Annotated in this window: 20 protein-coding genes; 12 read left to right on the plus strand and 8 right to left on the minus strand. The window is 68.5% G+C overall.

Annotated features, from left to right (window positions below; translation table 11 throughout):
* The first annotated feature begins 30 nt into the window (after window positions 1–30).
* The gene (locus tag AU072_RS27050) at window positions 31–1,095 is read left to right on the plus strand and encodes a DUF1214 domain-containing protein (RefSeq protein WP_064416675.1); all 1,065 of its coding nucleotides are present in this window, start codon (window positions 31–33) and stop codon (window positions 1,093–1,095) included.
* 12 nt (window positions 1,096–1,107) lie between these two features.
* Window positions 1,108–1,416 (plus strand): contact-dependent growth inhibition system immunity protein, encoded by a 309-nt coding sequence (locus tag AU072_RS27055; RefSeq protein WP_064416604.1) that lies wholly within the window; start codon window positions 1,108–1,110, stop codon window positions 1,414–1,416.
* A gap of 156 nt (window positions 1,417–1,572) precedes the next feature.
* On the opposite strand, the gene AU072_RS27060 is transcribed toward AU072_RS27055, so the two are convergent.
* Window positions 1,573–2,445 carry a 1,4-dihydroxy-2-naphthoate polyprenyltransferase gene (locus AU072_RS27060; protein WP_064416605.1) on the minus strand — a complete coding sequence of 291 codons (873 nt, stop codon included), beginning with the start codon at window positions 2,443–2,445 and terminating at the stop codon, window positions 1,573–1,575.
* Between the two features lie 45 nt (window positions 2,446–2,490).
* On the opposite strand from AU072_RS27060, the gene AU072_RS27065 reads away from it, so the two are divergent.
* Genes AU072_RS27065 through AU072_RS27085 form a run of 5 tightly spaced genes read left to right on the plus strand, consistent with a single transcriptional unit; the run spans window position 2,491 to window position 6,473 of the window.
* Window positions 2,491–2,715 carry a hypothetical protein gene (locus AU072_RS27065; RefSeq protein ID WP_064351337.1) on the plus strand — a complete coding sequence of 75 codons (225 nt, stop codon included), beginning with the start codon at window positions 2,491–2,493 and terminating at the stop codon, window positions 2,713–2,715.
* A 2-nt stretch (window positions 2,716–2,717) separates the two neighbouring features.
* Complete coding sequence (locus AU072_RS27070) at window positions 2,718–3,494, plus strand: S-methyl-5'-thioadenosine phosphorylase (RefSeq protein WP_064416606.1); 777 nt, start codon at window positions 2,718–2,720, stop codon at window positions 3,492–3,494.
* A complete protein-coding gene (locus AU072_RS27075; protein ID WP_064416607.1) occupies window positions 3,491–4,522 on the plus strand; it encodes an NAD-dependent epimerase/dehydratase family protein in 1,032 nt (343 codons plus the stop codon). The genes AU072_RS27070 and AU072_RS27075 overlap by 4 nt, the downstream gene beginning before the upstream one ends.
* A complete protein-coding gene (locus AU072_RS27080; RefSeq protein WP_064416608.1) occupies window positions 4,522–5,322 on the plus strand; it encodes an alpha/beta hydrolase in 801 nt (266 codons plus the stop codon). Before AU072_RS27075 ends, AU072_RS27080 begins: the two co-directional genes overlap by 1 nt.
* Before the next feature lie 23 nt (window positions 5,323–5,345).
* Window positions 5,346–6,473 (plus strand): NAD(P)H-dependent flavin oxidoreductase, encoded by a 1,128-nt coding sequence (locus AU072_RS27085; RefSeq protein ID WP_064416609.1) that lies wholly within the window; start codon window positions 5,346–5,348, stop codon window positions 6,471–6,473.
* Window positions 6,474–6,486: 13 nt separating this feature from the next.
* Here AU072_RS27085 and AU072_RS27090 read toward each other — a convergent pair whose 3' ends face one another.
* The 3 genes from AU072_RS27090 to AU072_RS27100 form a co-directional block, all read right to left on the minus strand.
* Complete coding sequence (locus AU072_RS27090) at window positions 6,487–6,936, minus strand: nitroreductase family deazaflavin-dependent oxidoreductase (RefSeq protein ID WP_064416610.1); 450 nt, start codon at window positions 6,934–6,936, stop codon at window positions 6,487–6,489.
* 132 nt (window positions 6,937–7,068) lie between these two features.
* Window positions 7,069–8,091 (minus strand): sensor histidine kinase, encoded by a 1,023-nt coding sequence (locus AU072_RS27095; RefSeq protein ID WP_064416611.1) that lies wholly within the window; start codon window positions 8,089–8,091, stop codon window positions 7,069–7,071.
* A complete protein-coding gene (locus AU072_RS27100) occupies window positions 8,091–8,792 on the minus strand; it encodes a response regulator transcription factor (protein WP_064416612.1) in 702 nt (233 codons plus the stop codon). Before AU072_RS27100 ends, AU072_RS27095 begins: the two co-directional genes overlap by 1 nt.
* Before the next feature lie 103 nt (window positions 8,793–8,895).
* Between AU072_RS27100 and AU072_RS27105 the strand changes: the two genes are divergently transcribed.
* Together AU072_RS27105 and AU072_RS27110 are read left to right on the plus strand one after the other, a co-directional pair.
* Complete coding sequence (locus AU072_RS27105) at window positions 8,896–9,552, plus strand: glycosyltransferase family 2 protein (protein ID WP_064416613.1); 657 nt, start codon at window positions 8,896–8,898, stop codon at window positions 9,550–9,552.
* Entirely contained in the window at window positions 9,549–10,211 is a 663-nt protein-coding gene (locus AU072_RS27110; protein WP_064416614.1) for a TIGR04282 family arsenosugar biosynthesis glycosyltransferase, read from the plus strand. The genes AU072_RS27105 and AU072_RS27110 overlap by 4 nt, the downstream gene beginning before the upstream one ends.
* A gap of 36 nt (window positions 10,212–10,247) precedes the next feature.
* Here AU072_RS27110 and AU072_RS27115 read toward each other — a convergent pair whose 3' ends face one another.
* Window positions 10,248–11,603 carry a hypothetical protein gene (locus tag AU072_RS27115; RefSeq protein ID WP_064416615.1) on the minus strand — a complete coding sequence of 452 codons (1,356 nt, stop codon included), beginning with the start codon at window positions 11,601–11,603 and terminating at the stop codon, window positions 10,248–10,250.
* 110 nt (window positions 11,604–11,713) lie between these two features.
* Here AU072_RS27115 and AU072_RS27120 point away from each other — a divergent pair, with 110 nt between their 5' ends.
* Complete coding sequence (locus AU072_RS27120) at window positions 11,714–12,304, plus strand: TetR/AcrR family transcriptional regulator (RefSeq protein WP_064416616.1); 591 nt, start codon at window positions 11,714–11,716, stop codon at window positions 12,302–12,304.
* 77 nt (window positions 12,305–12,381) lie between these two features.
* Window positions 12,382–13,143: an SDR family NAD(P)-dependent oxidoreductase gene (locus AU072_RS27125; RefSeq protein ID WP_064416617.1), complete on the plus strand. Its 762-nt coding sequence runs from the start codon at window positions 12,382–12,384 to the stop codon at window positions 13,141–13,143.
* A gap of 48 nt (window positions 13,144–13,191) precedes the next feature.
* On the opposite strand, the gene AU072_RS27130 is transcribed toward AU072_RS27125, so the two are convergent.
* On the minus strand, window positions 13,192–13,806 hold the full coding sequence (locus tag AU072_RS27130) for a pyridoxamine 5'-phosphate oxidase family protein (protein ID WP_064416618.1): 615 nt from the start codon (window positions 13,804–13,806) through the stop codon (window positions 13,192–13,194).
* Window positions 13,807–13,882: 76 nt separating this feature from the next.
* Here AU072_RS27130 and AU072_RS27135 point away from each other — a divergent pair, with 76 nt between their 5' ends.
* On the plus strand, window positions 13,883–14,224 hold the full coding sequence (locus tag AU072_RS27135) for a DUF3140 domain-containing protein (protein ID WP_064416619.1): 342 nt from the start codon (window positions 13,883–13,885) through the stop codon (window positions 14,222–14,224).
* On the opposite strand, the gene menE is transcribed toward AU072_RS27135, so the two are convergent.
* Both menE and AU072_RS27145 read right to left on the minus strand, forming a co-directional pair.
* On the minus strand, window positions 14,221–15,336 hold the full coding sequence (menE, locus tag AU072_RS27140) for an o-succinylbenzoate--CoA ligase (RefSeq protein ID WP_268874545.1): 1,116 nt from the start codon (window positions 15,334–15,336) through the stop codon (window positions 14,221–14,223). The genes AU072_RS27135 and menE overlap by 4 nt on opposite strands.
* Before the next feature lie 50 nt (window positions 15,337–15,386).
* Window positions 15,387–15,689, minus strand: coding sequence for a DUF3349 domain-containing protein (locus AU072_RS27145; protein WP_064416620.1), 303 nt, complete (start codon window positions 15,687–15,689; stop codon window positions 15,387–15,389).
* Window positions 15,690–15,796: the final 107 nt, after the last annotated feature.

The following is a 15,796-nucleotide window of genomic DNA, read 5'->3' on the forward strand; positions in this document are numbered from 1 at the left end:
AGCCGCGAATCAACCACAGCGTGGCGAGAACTGCTCGACACCCTCGGCGGCTTGGACCGCAGCTTCCTCGAAGGCGACCGCGCGGTCACCGACGACCGCCACATCGCCGACGGCTACCGGATGCTGGCCACCACGCTCGGCGTCGCGTTCGACACCTACCTGTTCGCCGAGCCGAGCCGGCCCGTGTGGGTCGAGCTCAACACGCCGTTCCGCCGCGACCGGCGCTGGGGCGGGGACAACACCGACGCCTACTACTTCATGTGTCCGGTCGACCCGAAGCGTCGCTACCGCATCAGCGGCAACAAGGGCGACAGCGTCTACTTCTCGGTGACCGCCTACAACGAGCCGTCGCCGGGGGCGTGGTCGGATCGGATCGTGGCGCTGGTGCGCGACGACGACCTCGACATCGACCCCGACGGCAACTTCTCCTTCGAGTACGGCCCGACCGACGGCGGTGTGGTGCTCGTGACGCGCGATTACCAGGCCGACCCGTTGACCGGACGCCCCGTGTCGTGGCGCATCGAGGCGCTCGACGAGCCCGACCCGATCCGCCACGGCGACGCCGAGACCGCCGCGGCGTTGCGCGCGAGTGCGGCGTGGCTGCGCACGATGTTCGCGATCGTGCCGCTGGCGGTCGGTGTGCGCGTCGACGACACGCATACGTTGGGCCACGAAATCTCGCAGGTGGCAAACCAATTCGCGGACCCGTACCAGGTGCCCGACGCCAACTTCGGCTGGTCGGCGCGCGACGCGTGCTACGCCTACGGCAGCTTCGTTCTCTCCGACGACGAGGCACTGGTCGTCACGCACCGGCCGCCCGCCTGCCGGTTCTGGAACCTCGTCGTGTGGAACCAGTTCATGGCGGGTGTCACCGACGCCAAGACGTCGATCAACGGCTACAGCGCGGTGCCCAACTCCGACGGGTCCGTCACCGCGGTCATCTCCCGCGGTATGACGTCGCACCCGAATTCGATTACGACCGTGGACTATCCGCGCGGCAACCTGGCGTTCCGGTGGTTCCTCGCCGACGCGGTGCCCGCCAAGCCGGAGGTCACGTTGGTGAAGGTCGCCGACGCCCCGACCGCCGTCACCTAGATACGTAACTCCATGAGTGATTACAAAGTGTCCGAATCTATTCGGCAGTTCTTCGGGGGAAACTTCCACCAAGACTGGGACCTTACTGCTGGAGACTGGCAGGGTGTCGTCGACAGCTATGCCGCTGGCGGAGATGCGGTAGATCTCGACGCTCTGGCTCGGGAAATCGACGCTATGCGAGAGGCATACGCCGAGGAGGAGCTGAAAATTTTGATGCCTCGGGAGGCGCTCTCCGCCTACAACCCCCGACCCCAGACCTATAGCGAGTGGCTGGGTCGAGTTTCTGAGCGTTTGCGCCAGCATGCAGAGCGACGAAGATGAGGCCTGAATATCCGAGTTAGACTGCGGTGCAACGCGATCGACTCGACTGTCCGGTAACCTCCGTTGCGAGAAACAAGGTCGCGCTCAAGTGAGCACCAGGATCCGCCGTCACCTAGTAGCGATTTGTGCGTGATTTCGTTCGCTCAGCAATCGTTTTCACGCACAAATCGCGAGCGCCAGCGCGACCGCCACGGCCCACACCAGCATCGTCAAGCCCGTATCGCGCAGCACCGGAATCAGGTCCTTGCCGCCGCGGCCTCGGCGCACCGGCGCGGCCGCGCGGACTGCGAGCGGCAGCGCCACCAGGCCGACCGCCGCCCACGGCGTCGCGAGCATCAGCACCAACGTCAACGCGAACGCCACGACCAGCAGCGCCTGGTACAGCAGCCGGGTGCGCGCATCGCCGAGCCGCACCGCCAGCGTGATCTTCCCCGACTCCTTGTCGGTCGGGATGTCGCGCAGATTGTTGGCCACCAGCACCGCCGACGACATGCAGCCCATCGCCGCCGCGACGGCCACGCCCACCCAGTCGATCCGCAGCGCCTGGGTGTACTGCGTGCCCAGCACCGCGACCAACCCGAAGAACACGAACACCGCGACCTCGCCGAAGCCGAGGTACCCGTACGGCTTCGACCCGCCGGTGTACAGCCACGCCCCGGCGATGCACACCGCTCCGACCGCGATCAACCACGGCGCGCTCACCGCCGCCAGCACCACGCCGGCAACGGCGGCGACCACGAGGCTCACCACCGCGGCGGTCAGCACGGCTCGCGGGCTGGCGACCTTCGACCCCACCAGCCGCAGCGGGCCCGCCCGCACGTCGTCGGTGCCGCGGATCCCGTCGGAGTAGTCGTTGGCGTAGTTGACCCCGACGATCATCGCGACGGCGACAACCAGTGCCAGCAGCGCCTTCCACCAGCAGGCGGCCTGCAACCACGCCGCCGCACCCGTGCCCGCGATCACCGGTGCGATCGCGTTGGGCAGCGTGCGCGGCCGCGCGCCCTCGACCCACTGCGCGAATGTCGCCACGAGCGCCAGTCTCGCACGGCTTCAGACCGTGGCAGACTGAGCGGCATGGAGGACCGACTCAGCAAGGCGGAGATCCGCAAGGACGCCGTGCAGGAGATCTTCGACTCCGGCGTATCGACCGTCGGCGAGGTGGCGTCGATCATCACCACCGCGGTCAAGGACGTCGCCAACGCGATCGGCGGTTTCGCCACCGACGCCTTCGAGATCCGCGACACCGTGCGGCGCGCGTCGCAGCGACTCGACGAAACCGACGACCAACCGCCCGCCTAGACGTGCTCGGAGTCATCGGCGGAAGCGGTTTCTACAGCTTCTTCGGGTCCGACGCCCGCAGCGTCACCGTCGACACCCCGTACGGTGCCCCGGCCGCCCCGATCACCGTCGGCACCGTCGGCGCGCACGAGGTGGCGTTCCTGCCGCGTCACGGGGTCGACCACGAATACTCCCCGCACACCGTGCCGTATCGGGCCAACATGTGGGCGCTGCGTGTCCTCGGGGTGCGGCGCATCTTCGCACCGTGTGCGGTCGGCAGCCTCACCCCCGCCCTCGGACCCGGTGCCATGGTGGTGCCCGATCAACTCGTCGACCGCACCCGCGGACGCGCCGACACCTATTTCGACTCCGGCGGCATCCATGTCGCGTTCGCCGACCCGTATTGCCCGAGCCTGCGTGCGGCGGCCACCAACCTGTCCGGCGTCGTCGACGGCGGAACCATGGTGGTGGTCCAGGGGCCGCGGTTCTCCACCCGCGCCGAGAGCCGGTGGTTCGCGAATCAGGGCTTCACCCTGGTGAACATGACCGGCTATCCGGAGGCGGTGTTGGCCCGCGAACTCGAAATGTGCTACGCCGCAATAGCGTTGGTGACCGATCTGGACGCCGGCATCGACAGCGGCACGGCAGTGCGCACCGTCGACGTGTTCGCCGAATTTCAACGCAACCTGGTGCCGTTCAAAAGGCTCGTACACGAGGCGATCGACCAGACGACGGTCGAACGGACCTGTACGCACTGCCTGGCGCACGACGGTGTCCGACTCCCGTTCGAACTCCCGTGAGAGTCCTGCTGACCGGCGCGGCCGGATTCATCGGGGCCCGCGTCCGCGACGCGCTACGCGAGGCGGGCCACGACGTGATCGCCGTCGACGCGATGCTGCCTGCCGCCCATGGGGCGGGGGCCGAACCGCCTGCTGACTGCGAGGTGGTCGACGTCCGCGACGCGTCTGCGCTGGCACCGCTGATGAAGGATGTCGACGTGGTGTGCCATCAGGCCGCCGTCGTCGGTGCGGGTGTCAACGCCGCAGACGCTCCCTCGTACGGCTCACACAATGACTACGGGACCGCGGTGGTGCTGGCCGAGATGTTCGCGGCGGGCTGTCAACGGCTGGTGTTGGCGTCGTCGATGGTGGTCTACGGGCAGGGCCGCTACGACTGCGCCGAGCACGGACCGGTCGACCCCCACCCGCGTACGCGTGCCGACCTCGACGCCGGCGTGTTCGAGCACCGGTGCCCGCTGTGCGGCGAGATCGTCCGGTGGCGACTGGTGACCGAGGACGCGCCGCTGCGGCCCCGCAGCCTGTACGCGGCCAGCAAGACCGCGCAGGAGCACTACGCGCTCGCGTGGACGGAGGCCGTCGGAGGCGCGGTCACCGCCCTGCGCTACCACAACGTCTACGGCCCCTACATGCCCCGCGACACCCCGTACTCGGGGGTGGCCGCGATCTTCCGCTCCGAACTCGAATCCGGCGATGTGCCGCGCGTTTTCGAGGATGGTGGACAGATGCGCGACTTCGTGCACGTCGATGACGTGGCGGCGGCCAACGTCGCGGCCGTGGAGTCCGAGCGCGGCGGGTTCGAGGCGTTCAACGTGTGCTCGGGCCGGCCGATCTCGATCCTGGAGGTCGCCACCGCGCTGTGCGAGACGCGCGGGGACGCACCACCGGTGGTCACCGGCCAGTACCGCAGCGGCGACGTCCGCCACATCGTCGCCGACCCCGCGCGCGCCGCCGAGGTGCTCGGGTTCTCCGCGGCGGTGGACCCCCTCGACGGGTTGCGCGAGTTCGCGTTCGCGCCGTTGCGGGCCTGATGCGCCGGACCGTCCGCGTCGTCGTTATCGTCACGCTCGTGGCGTCCGGTCTGATGGGCCTGCTGTGGTCTGCGCAGCGGCGGTTGGTGTACTTCCCGTCGCCGGGCCCCGTGCCGTCCGCCGCCTCGGTGGCGCGCAACGGACAGGACGTCGTGATTGAAACCGACGACGGAATCCGTTTGGACGCCTGGTACTTCCCGGTGGACGGTGACGGGCCCGCCGTGCTGGTGCTGCCGGGCAACGGCGGAGACCGGTCGATGCGCGCGCCGCTGGCCGTGGCGCTCAACCGGATGGGCTCCTCGGCGCTGCTGGTGGACTACCGCGGTTTCGGGGGCAACCCGGGCCGCCCGTCGGAGGACGGTCTGGCCGCCGACGCGCGGGCCGCGCAATCGTGGCTGGCCGCACGGGAACAGGAGATCGCCTACTTCGGCGAATCCCTCGGCGCCGCCGTCGCTATCGGACTGGCCGTCGAGCGGCCGCCCCGTGCGCTGATACTGCGTTCGCCGTTCACCTCGCTGCCCGACGTCGGGGCGGTGCACTATCCATGGCTGCCGGTGCGGTGGCTGCTGCTGGATCGCTATCCGTCGCTGGACCGGATCCCGTCGGTTCACGTGCCGCTACTGGTGATCGCCGGAGACCGCGACGCCGTCGTCCCCGAGCCGATGAGCCGGCGGCTCTACGACGCGGCGAACGAACCGAAGAGCTACGAGCTGGTGCCCGGCGCCGGGCACAACGACCTCGAGTTGCTGGTCGGCAAGCAGATGCTCGACGCGATCCGGCGACTCCTGTCCCGGGCGTGAACCGGCCTGGCCATACTGGCCGGGTGAAACCAGCGATTTGTGAACAGTTCGGCATCGACTTCCCGTTGTTCGCGTTCAGCCATTGCCGCGACGTGGTGGCGGCGGTGTCCAACGCGGGCGGCTTCGGCGTGCTGGGCGGGACGGCGTACACACCCGAGCAGCTCGACCAGGAGTTGTCCTGGATCGATGACCACGTCGGGGGCAAGCCGTACGGCGTCGACCTGATCGTTCCCGCCCGCTACGAGGGCAAGGGCGAGGATCTGACGATGAGCGACCTCGCGGGCCGGATCCCCGACGAATACCGCGGCTTCGTCACCGAGCTGTTGGCCGCGCACGACATCGAGGCCGAGGAGGCGCCGCGGTTCGGCAACGCCGCCCTGTCGGGCAACACCGGCAAGGACCTGCTGGATGTGGCGATGAACCACCCGATCCGGTTGATCGCCAACGCGTTGGGCGTCCCGCCCGATTACATGATCAAGGCGGGTAAGGAGAACGGCGTGCCGGTGGCCGCGCTGGTCGGCGCCAAGGAGCACGCGGTCAAGCAGGCCCGGGCCGGAGTCGACCTGATCGTGGCCCAGGGCACCGAGGCCGGTGGGCACTGCGGTGAGGTGACGACGCTGGTGCTGGTGCCCGAGGTGATGGAGGCGCTGGCGGCGATCGGCAGCGACATCCCGGTGCTCGCCGCGGGCGGGATCGTCACCGGCAGGCAGATGGCCGCGACGGTGGCGATGGGCGCCGCGGGTGCCTGGACGGGTTCGGTCTGGCTGACGACCGAGGAGGCCGAGACCGCGCCCTACACCAAGGAGAAGTTCCTGGCCGCCTCGTCGCGTGACACCGTCCGTTCGGCTGGCAGGACCGGAAAGCCTGCGCGCCAACTTGTTTCGGACTGGACCCAGGCGTGGTTGCCGAACGAGGGCGGCCAGAAGCCGCTGCCGCTTCCGCTGCAGTCGATGCTCGCCGAACCCGTCGTGCGGCGCATCGACGTGCTGGCCGCCCAGGGACATCCCGGCGCGCAGGCGCTGGCGACGTACTTCGTCGGACAAGGGGTCGGGCTGATGAACAAAGTCAAGCCCGCGCGCGAGGTGGTGCGCGAGTTCATCGAGGACTACGTCGCCGCGACCGAACGCCTGAGCAACTCGCTACCGGACTAGCGCACCGAAATCGCTAGGCGTCGAACGTGATCCGCACCGAGATCGGGTCGCTTTCCATCGCCCGCATGGTCAACGCGGTCGCCGACTGACCGAGTCTGCCGGCGCCGCCGAAGCTGCGTGCGCGGGCACGCACGTCATCGTCGGGTTCGAATGTCGCGGTGCCCGTGCGCCATTCGTCGTTGACGCGCACCCGCACATGAGGGTTCGCGGCGATGTTGTACGCCCAGCCCGCGCGGCGGCCGTGCTGAGAGATCACCCACACACCGGTGTCGTCGGCGCGGCCCGCCAGCGGCACGAGCCGCGGTTCCCCGCTCTTGCGGCCGATCGTCTCGAGGTCGACCACCAGCGACGAGCGGATACCGACGCGGTCCAGCGCGGCGACCACCGGGTTCATCAGGATGCGACCCAGTTGCCGCTCGAACTTGAACTTGCGCACCGCCTTGTCGGCGCTCCGTGTGGCCATCGCGAACCTCCTCATGGGATCAGATTCACGACGATAATTGAGTGATCACTCAAAAACAACCCGAGACGACGAACGAGAATCCCTCGTCGCGAAAAGTCAACGTCCAGGGATGCGGTTTCGCCGACGAAGAAGTCAGTCGGCCGCCAGCGGCAGCCGCACCTCGAAACGTGCGCCGTTGCTCAGGTTGCGCGCCGACAACGTTCCGCGATGCGCCTGTACCAGCCCCGCGGCGATCGCGAGCCCCAGCCCCGACCCGCTGGGCAGCGAGGAATCGGCGCGCGGCACGCGATCGTTCGAGCCGCGGTAAGCGACGTCGAACACCCGCGGCAGGTCGGCCTCGTCGATGCCCACGCCGGTGTCGTCGACACGCGCCCACGCGCCGTTCTCGTCAGATCCCAGCGACAGCGACACCCGGCCACCCTCCGGGGTGTGGGCGATCGCGTTGGCCACCAGGTTGGACAGCACCCGCACCAGCGCACGGTCGCTGCCCAGCACCCGGACCGGTGTCTGCGGTAGTTCGGCCGTCAACGCCACACCCGCACGCTCGGCAGTGATCCGGTGCGCACTCACCACGTCGTCGACGACCTCGTCGAGGGCCACCTTGTCGAACACCGGCTGGACCGCGCCCGCGTTGATCTTCGACATCTCGAACAGGTCGTCGACCATCTCGGAGAGCCGGACCGACTCCTGCTCAATGGTTTTCGCGTGGACGCGGACCTCGGCGTCGGGCACCACACCGTCGGCGATCGCCTCGGATACCGCCCGTATCCCGGCCAGCGGGGTCCGCAGATCATGGCTGACGAAAGCGACAAGCCGCCGGCGCGATTGCTCGGCGGCCCGCTCCGACTCGCGAATTTCCTGCTCCCACACCGTGCGACGGGCCTGATAGCGCCCCAGCATCACCGCGGCGGGGATCGTCACCACCGAGACGATCACCAGGACGATCGCGGTCTTCTCGAAGGTTTCGGTGATCATGAAGCGGCTGGCGCCCAGCACACCGGTGAACGTCGCCAACACCGGGATGAGCACCAGCGCGACCATGCTCACCGCCAACGACCACGACCGGGCCAGCCGAATGACGAGCGCACCCGCGAGCACCACGGGAACCGAGCATGCCAGCGCCAACCCGGTGATCTCCCAGAGGTCGGACGGCACTAGGCGCTCTGCCCTTCCGGCGAGCGTGCCTCGCTGCTCCACAGATAGCCGCGGCCCCACACCGTCTGCACCCTGTGGTGCCCACCGAGCTTGGACCGCAATCGCTTGACGTGCACGGTCACCGTCGACAAGTCACCGAAATCCCAGTGCCACACCTGTTTCAGCAGTTCCTCGCGGCTGAACACGACGTCGGTGTGGGTGAGGAAGAACAGCAGCAGGTCGAACTCGCGGTTGGTCAGCGACACCGGTGCTCCGTCGACGGTCACGGTGCGGGCGGCCGTCGACACGCTCAAGCCGCCGACGGTGATGTCCAACGCCCGCCGACCCGTCGGTGCGGGCGCGCGCCGCAGCACCGAACGCACCCGCAGCGCCAGTTCGCGCGGGCTGAACGGTTTGGTCAGGTAGTCATCGGCGCCGGCCTCCAGGCCCGCGATCCGGTCGTCCTCCTCGCCGAGCGCGGTCAGCAGGATCACCGGCACCGCGTAGCCGCCGCGCTGACGCAGGTTGCGGCACAGCGTCAGCCCGTCGGGACCGGGCATCATCACGTCGAGCACCGCGACGTCGATGTGCTGGGAACCGAGCAACCGCAGCGCCTCGGCTCCGTCGTGCGCGATCGCGACGTCGAGCCCGTCGCGCTCGAGATAGCGACGCACGACATCACGGACGACGCTGTCGTCGTCGGCGATCAATACGCGCGGCACAGTTCCCGAGAGTAGCCCCGTATGGCGACTACCTGCGCCGATGTCACGGATTCGTCATTGATCCCCTGGTGGGCGCCCCCGGCGGCTGATTAGCCTCGAACTCATGTCCGACTGTGCGGTGACCGTGGTGCTGCCGTGCCTGAACGAGGCGCAATCACTGCCCGGTGTGCTGGCCGCGATCCCGGACGGATACCGCCCGCTGGTGGTCGACAACAACAGCACCGACGCGACCGCGGACGTCGCCCGGGAGCATGGGGCGCAGGTGGTTGCCGAGAAGCGCGCAGGCTACGGCGCCGCGGTGCACGCCGGGGTGGTGGCGGCGACGACGCCCGTCGTGGCGGTCCTGGACGCCGACGGTTCACTGGACCCTGGTGACCTGCCCGCTCTGGTCGACGAACTGCACCGCGGGGCCGACATGGCGATCGGGCGGCGCCGGCCGGTGCCGGGGCTGAAGTGGCCGTGGCACGCCCGCCTCGGTACCGCGGCGGTGTGCTGGCGGCTGCGGCAGCGCCACGGCCTGGAGGTACACGACATCGCCCCGATGCGGGTCACCCGCCGCGACGCTCTGCTCGATCTCGGCGTCAGCGACCGCCGCTCCGGGTACCCCCTCGAACTGCTGGTCCGGGCGGCGGCCGCCGGGTGGCGCGTCGTCGAGCGCGATGTCGACTACCGCGCGCGCACCGGCGGTAAGTCGAAGGTCAGCGGCTCGGTGCGCGGCAGCGCGATTGCGGCCTTCGACTTCTGGCGGGTGATCTCGTGACGGTTCTGGCGGTGACGGTGTTGGTGGTGGCCAAGGCCCCGGTGCCGGGGTTGGCGAAGACCCGGCTCGCCGCGACGATCGGCGATGCCGCCGCAGCCGACCTCGCGGCCGCCGCGCTGCTCGACACGCTCGACGCGGTCGCCGCCTCGCCTGCCGGGCGAAGGGTTGTCGCGATGACCGGCAACCTTCAGCAGGCAAGCCGATGCAGCGAAATCACCTGCCGCCTGGCTGAATTCACGGTGATACCCCAACGCGGCGCCGACTTCGCCGAGCGATTGGTCAACGGGCACGCCGACGCCTTTACCGGCGACGCCGTACTGCAGATCGGCATGGACACCCCCCAGATCACCGCCGGCCTACTCACCGAGTGCGGCCAAGCGCTGATGGGAACAGACGCGGTGCTCGGCCCCGCGACCGACGGTGGGTGGTGGCTGTTGGGCGTTTCGCACCCGTCCATGGCCGAATGCCTGCGCAGCGTGCCGATGTCGCGACCGGACACCGGCGCGTTGACCCTGGCGGCCTTGCGCGGCAAGGGGATAGATGTCGAGATGGTCGGTGAGCTCGCCGACTTCGACACCATCGACGACATCGACGCGGTGTGCCGGCGATGCGCACCGGACAGCCGGTTCGCCCGAGCGGTCGAGGCGGTGCTCGGCTGATGCATCGCCCAAACCGCGGGTCGTGGCCCGCGACCGTCACCAGTTCGTCAGAATGAGGTGATTGAGCAGCAGCGCGCCCACCACGTTGACGCCGAGCCACCAGCGGTGCGACCGCGGCGGTAACAGCGCCCCGGCGGCGGTCAGCCAGACGGTGAACGGCAGCCAGATGCGTTCTGTCTCGGCCTTACTCAACATCGACAGGTCGGCGAACAGGATCGCCAACAGCGCGCCGAGAAGAATCATGGGCAGGCCGGGCCGACGCCGGATCGCCCCGATGTCAAACAGCCTGCCCAGGCCGGCCACGCTGCCGAGGCCGATCGCGCACACGACGGAAGCGAAGTTCGCCCAACCCCAGTACTGGAACGGCCGATCGTTGGCGATGCCCTGCCAATAGCGTTCCTGCACCAGGTGATAGCCGTCGAACCACCAGAACCCCAACGCCGCGAACACCGCCACCACGGCAAGGACGACCCCGAGTGCCGGTACCGCCGCACGGGCCGCGGCCCGCCAGTCGGACGCGCACATCAGCACCGCCAGCGCCGGTAAGGCCATCAGAACCAGGCCGTAGTTGAGGAACAGGCCCCACCCCAGCAGCAGACCGGCCCCGGCCGCGGCGAGGACGGGCCAGCGCGCCGTGCCTCCGATCGCCGTCGCCAGCAGCGCGATACCCCACGCCGCGACCCCCGCGAAGTAGCCGTCGGCCGACACCGCGATCCAGATCGCCGTGGGCGCAACGGCGACGAACAAGGCCGCCAGCCGCGCGGTCGCTTCCCCTGCCAGTGCACGGAGCGCGACGACGATGGCGGCCGCCGCGCTGGATCCCACCAGCAGGCACAACAGGCCGGCCCACGCCCCACCGCTGAGCCCGATGCGGTCCAGCCAGACGAAGGTGAGCAGCGCACCGGGAGGATGCCCCGATACGTGGGTGATCCACGAATCAGGTTGGTAATCAAGGATTCTGTCGGAGAAGGTCCGCAGTGCGTAGGGTATGTCGGTGACGGTGGGAACCTGACGCAGATATTCATGGCGGGCGGCTAGCCTGCCGGCGAAACCGCGCTGCCAGCCGTCGATCATGGCCAGTGAGAACGCCCATGCACACGCCGTCGCCCACGCCGCCCACGGCAAAGCACGCCACGTCAGCCGTTGCGCGATCATCGGTCCCCACATCACGACCGCGCCGCCGATCACGACCGCCGGGACCGTCCCCCACCCGATGTGTGCGTTCCACCATCCGAAGATCGGCGCGGTATCGGCGAACTGGCGGATGCGCGCGGGTGTCGCATTTATCAGTGGCGTGACGATCCCGAGGTTCAGGTGCGGCACCACGAACGCGGCGGCCACCAGCAACACACCGACGGCCACCGCCACGATCTCCTTGCGACCGGTTCGCATTCCGTCACCCTATTCGCGGAGCCGTCCTCAAGGTGGTCGCCCTCCTTGCGCGCCGTCCTGGTTCATTGAGTTACGGACCAGCTGGTCCATAACACCGGTACGCTGACATCATGCCGCGCCCGCGCGAATTCGACGAAGCCGAGGTGATCTCCGCGGCCCGCGACGAGTTCTGGTCGCGCGGCTATGCGGGCACCTCGGTCGACGATCTCACCGCTGCAACGGGTCTGGGCAAAGGCAGCCTCTACGGCGCGTTCGGCGACAAGCACGGACTGTATCTGCGCGCTCTGGACGACTTCATCGCCGACTCGCTGCACAATGTGCGCAGACAACTTCAGGATCCGCGCCGCGATGCCTACGACCGGCTGGTGCGACACGTGCGCGCGGAAGCGAAGGCCGTCGCCGCCGACAAGGCGTTGCGCGGGTGCATGATCGCCAAGAGCGCTGCCGAGCTCAGCGCCACCGACCCCGCCGTCGAGCGCGCTGTCGAACGGGCGTACGGCGAGTGGTGCACCTTGCTGGCCGACTGCATCGAGCAGGCCCAGCGCGACGGCTCGATCGACGAGGATCGCGACCCGCGGGCACTGGCGACCATGCTCCTGGGTTTCCTGCGCGGGCTGGAGGCGCTGCGCAAGGGTGGTGTCAAACCATCCCAACTCGCCGCGGCCGCCGAGGAGATCCTCGACCTCATACCGCGTGCCTGAGCCGGCCGTGGAATAGAACTTCGTGCTGGGACGTCCCTGGTTATTGACCAATCAGTCCAGAACTAAGGAGCGCGGCGATGGCACTACTCACAGACAAGACAGCGGTGATCACCGGCGGTAGCACAGGAATCGGGCTCGCCACCGCGAAGAGGCTGGCCGAGGAAGGCGCCTACGTATTCATCACCGGGCGCAGGCAGGCGGAACTGGAGGCCGCGGCCAAGGAGATGGGCGACAACGTGACCGTGGTGCAGGGCGACGTGGCCGACCCCGGGGACCTGGACCGCCTCTACACCGTGGTCGCCGACAGCGGCAGGCGCATCGACGTGCTGTTCGCCAACGCCGCGGTGATCGACGTCGCGCGCCTGGGCGAGATCACCGAACAACACCTCGATCACCTGCTCAACATCGACTTCAAGGGCCTGGTGTTCACCGTGCAGAAGGCGCTGCCGCTCCTCGAGGACGGGGCGTCGGTCATCTTGAACTCCTCCAACACGAACGCCAAGGGCTCCGAGGGCATCGGCGTCTACGCGGCGATCAAGGCGGCGGTGCGATCGCTGGCGCGCACGTGGGCAAGTGAGTTGCGCGACCGGAATATTCGGGTCAACGTGGTCAGTCCCGGTGCCACCGACACCCCGGGTCTCAATGACCTGGCGCGCGTTCTCGTCGAGGGGCCGAATGCCGTCGAGGAGTTCGAAAGACAACAGCGCAGCGTGATTCCGATGGGCCGCCGTGGCACGCCCGACGAGGTGGCCAACGCGGTTCTGTTCCTCGCCTCGGACCTGAGCACCTACACCACCGGCGCCGATATTCCCGTCGACGGCGGCACCAACCAGATCTGAGTGATTTCGGTGTAGTTCGTCGCGTCCACCGCGACGAACTACACCGAATCAGTACAGCCGGGTGCGGGTGTTCTCGTCGCTGTAGTACTCGTCGAGCTGGGCCTGGCTCCACTCGGGCCGCATCGCCTGGGGTAGCTGTGCGACGCTCGGCAGCGCCGACGGGTTCCACGTCGACGGATCCCAAGCCTCCGAACGCAGAAAAGCCTTGGCACAGTGGAAGAACACCTCTTCGACCGCGACCTCCAACGCGAGGATCGGACGCTTGCCCTTGACCGCAAGGACATCGAAATAGTCGGCGTCCGAGACGATCTTGGCGGTTCCGTTGATGCGCAGGGTGTCGCCACGGCCGGGGATCAGGAACACCGTGCCGACATGCGGATTCTGCAGCACGTTGAGATAGCCGTCGACCCGTTTGTTGCCCGGCCGCTCGGGGATCGCGATCGCGGTGTCGTCGATGACGTGCACGAAGCCGGGTGGATCGCCCTTGGGTGACACGTCGACCCGACCGTGCGCATCCGTCGTCGCGACGAAACCCAGCGGCGAGTGGGCGAGCCAGTCACGCTGTACCGGCGACAGACGGTCCCTGACCTTGTTGGCGACGTAGTGGTCCGGTCGCCCGACGATGGCCCGCAACTCGTCGACCGTGTTGACTTCGCGACGCATGGATCCATCATGCTCGACCGCGCAATGGGTTAACCCCGCCGGTCGCCGGGTAGCCGAACGGGCGGAGGTGAGTGCAATGGCACACCACGTCGAGGTCGATGCCGAGCTGTGGGACGAATTCCACCGCGTGGTCAACATGACGTCCCGCGAGCTGCTGGACTGGCTACGCACCCGCTCGGCCGCCGAGGACTCCGAAGAGATGCCCGACCAGTCGGGAACCAAGACCGGCCGCGCTGTGCTCGAGATCCTGCAGAAGCGGTCGGTCGACCTCACCGACGAGGACGAGCGGGTGATGCGCAAGGTCGTCGACCGCGTTCACGCCGAACGCGGCGTCGACTTCGAGCCCACGGCCGGCCAGGAGAACTGGCGGCACAGGCTCATGACGATGGGCCACGACCCGCTCAAACCCGTGACTTAGTTCTGGAACCGGGCCGCCAGCGCGCGCCGGTCGATCTTGCCGATGCCGCGCCGCGGCAATTCGTCGACGACGTGGAACTCGCGCGGTGCCGCGGTGGCATCCAGGGTCGCGGCGACGTGCTCGCGTAGTTCGGCGTCCGTGGGGAAGGCACGACCGGCCACGAGCACGACGGCCGCCGCGACCCGCTGGCCCAGCCGCTCATCGGGCACCCCGAACACCGCGCATTCGGCCACCACATCGTGCGTCGCAAGGACGGCCTCCACGATTTGCGGCATGATGGTCAACCCGCCGCTGCCGATCGCGTCGTCGACCCGACCGAGAACCGTCAACCGGCCCTCGGCGTCGACGACTCCCACGTCATCAGTGCGGAACCAGCCCGCATCGGCGAAGGGATCGGGGTCCACCGTGTTGCGGTAGCCCTTCGCAAGTGTCCGGCCGCCCAACACGATCCGGCCCCCGTTTGATGTCGCCGGCTGTCCGCCGTCGAGGATCCGGACACGCACACCGTCCAACGGCACACCGTCGTACACGCACCCGCCCGCGGTCTCGCTCATTCCGTAGGTACGCACGACCGAAATCCCCGCGGCGGCAGCACGTTCGGCCAGACCCGCCGGCATCGGGCCGCCGCCGATCAGGACGGCGTCCAGCGCGGCCAACGCGTCGGCCGCCCGCTCGTCGCGCAGCGCTTTGTCGAGTTGTATGGCCACCAGCGAGGCGTACCGACGTCCGGAGCCCAAAGCGTTGATGGCAGAGGGTAATTCGGAGGGGTCGAAGGATGGCGCCAAGGCCACCGGTGTGGTGCCCGCGACGACGCTGCGGACCAGCACCTGAAGTCCCGCGATGTGATGCGCGGCCAATGCCAGCAGCCAGCGTCCCGGCCCGCCGAGCCGGTGGTGTGTCGCTTCGGCGCTGGCGGTCAAGGCGGCGGCGGACAGCATGGCGCCCTTCGGGGTTCCGGTGGTGCCCGATGTCGGCACCACCACCGCCACGTCGTCGTCGATCTCCGCCCCGCATCGCAAAGCCGTTGTCAAAAACGAGGATTCGCGATCATCCTCGGCAGGGATCGGCAGCACGGTGGCGCGGCCGGCCAGCATGTCGTGCACGACGGGCAACAATGACAACGCCGCGGCGCCTGATCCGACCGCGACCGGACGCAGGACGGCTATGGTTCACCCTCCCCGTCACGGGGGTCATCGAGGGGCCAGCCGCGGACCGCCAACCGTTGGCGAACCCGCTCCACATCCTCGGACGTGGGCAACGCATCGGTGATCTGGGTGATGAGGACCCCGATATCGGCATCGTCGAAATCGCCGTTCCGCTTGAGCTCCATGGCGACGGTTCGCACCTCGTCCTCGGTGAGGCGCCGCCGCAGGAGCGAGAACAGCGGCACCCGGTCCGGCCCGGGCACCCCCTCGGGGTAACCCGCCGTGATCCACGCGACAATTTTGGCCAGAAACTTCGTCACTGTGCCCTCCCGCGTGTCGCATCGGGTCTACCCACTCTCGATTGGATGATGCTAGTGCGCGACGGAACAAAGAGGAGTTTGGCGCCGGTGGCAAACACTCGACCGCC

Origin of the sequence: Mycolicibacterium novocastrense (assembly GCF_001499835.1) — a bacterium.
GTDB classification, from domain to species: Bacteria; Actinomycetota; Actinomycetes; order Mycobacteriales; family Mycobacteriaceae; genus Mycobacterium; species Mycobacterium novocastrense.

Coding starts and splice junctions, on each gene's coding strand:
- AU072_RS27125 (WP_064416617.1), top strand. CDS start 12,382: ATGGCACTACTCACAGACAAGACAGCGGTGATCACCGGCGGTAGCACA.
- AU072_RS27105 (WP_064416613.1), top strand. CDS start 8,896: ATGTCCGACTGTGCGGTGACCGTGGTGCTGCCGTGCCTGAACGAGGCG.
- AU072_RS27080 (WP_064416608.1), top strand. CDS start 4,522: ATGCGCCGGACCGTCCGCGTCGTCGTTATCGTCACGCTCGTGGCGTCC.
- AU072_RS27090 (WP_064416610.1), bottom strand. CDS start 6,936: ATGGCCACACGGAGCGCCGACAAGGCGGTGCGCAAGTTCAAGTTCGAG.
- AU072_RS27065 (WP_064351337.1), top strand. CDS start 2,491: ATGGAGGACCGACTCAGCAAGGCGGAGATCCGCAAGGACGCCGTGCAG.
- AU072_RS27120 (WP_064416616.1), top strand. CDS start 11,714: ATGCCGCGCCCGCGCGAATTCGACGAAGCCGAGGTGATCTCCGCGGCC.
- AU072_RS27130 (WP_064416618.1), bottom strand. CDS start 13,806: ATGCGTCGCGAAGTCAACACGGTCGACGAGTTGCGGGCCATCGTCGGG.
- AU072_RS27135 (WP_064416619.1), top strand. CDS start 13,883: ATGGCACACCACGTCGAGGTCGATGCCGAGCTGTGGGACGAATTCCAC.
- AU072_RS27115 (WP_064416615.1), bottom strand. CDS start 11,603: ATGCGAACCGGTCGCAAGGAGATCGTGGCGGTGGCCGTCGGTGTGTTG.
- AU072_RS27055 (WP_064416604.1), top strand. CDS start 1,108: ATGAGTGATTACAAAGTGTCCGAATCTATTCGGCAGTTCTTCGGGGGA.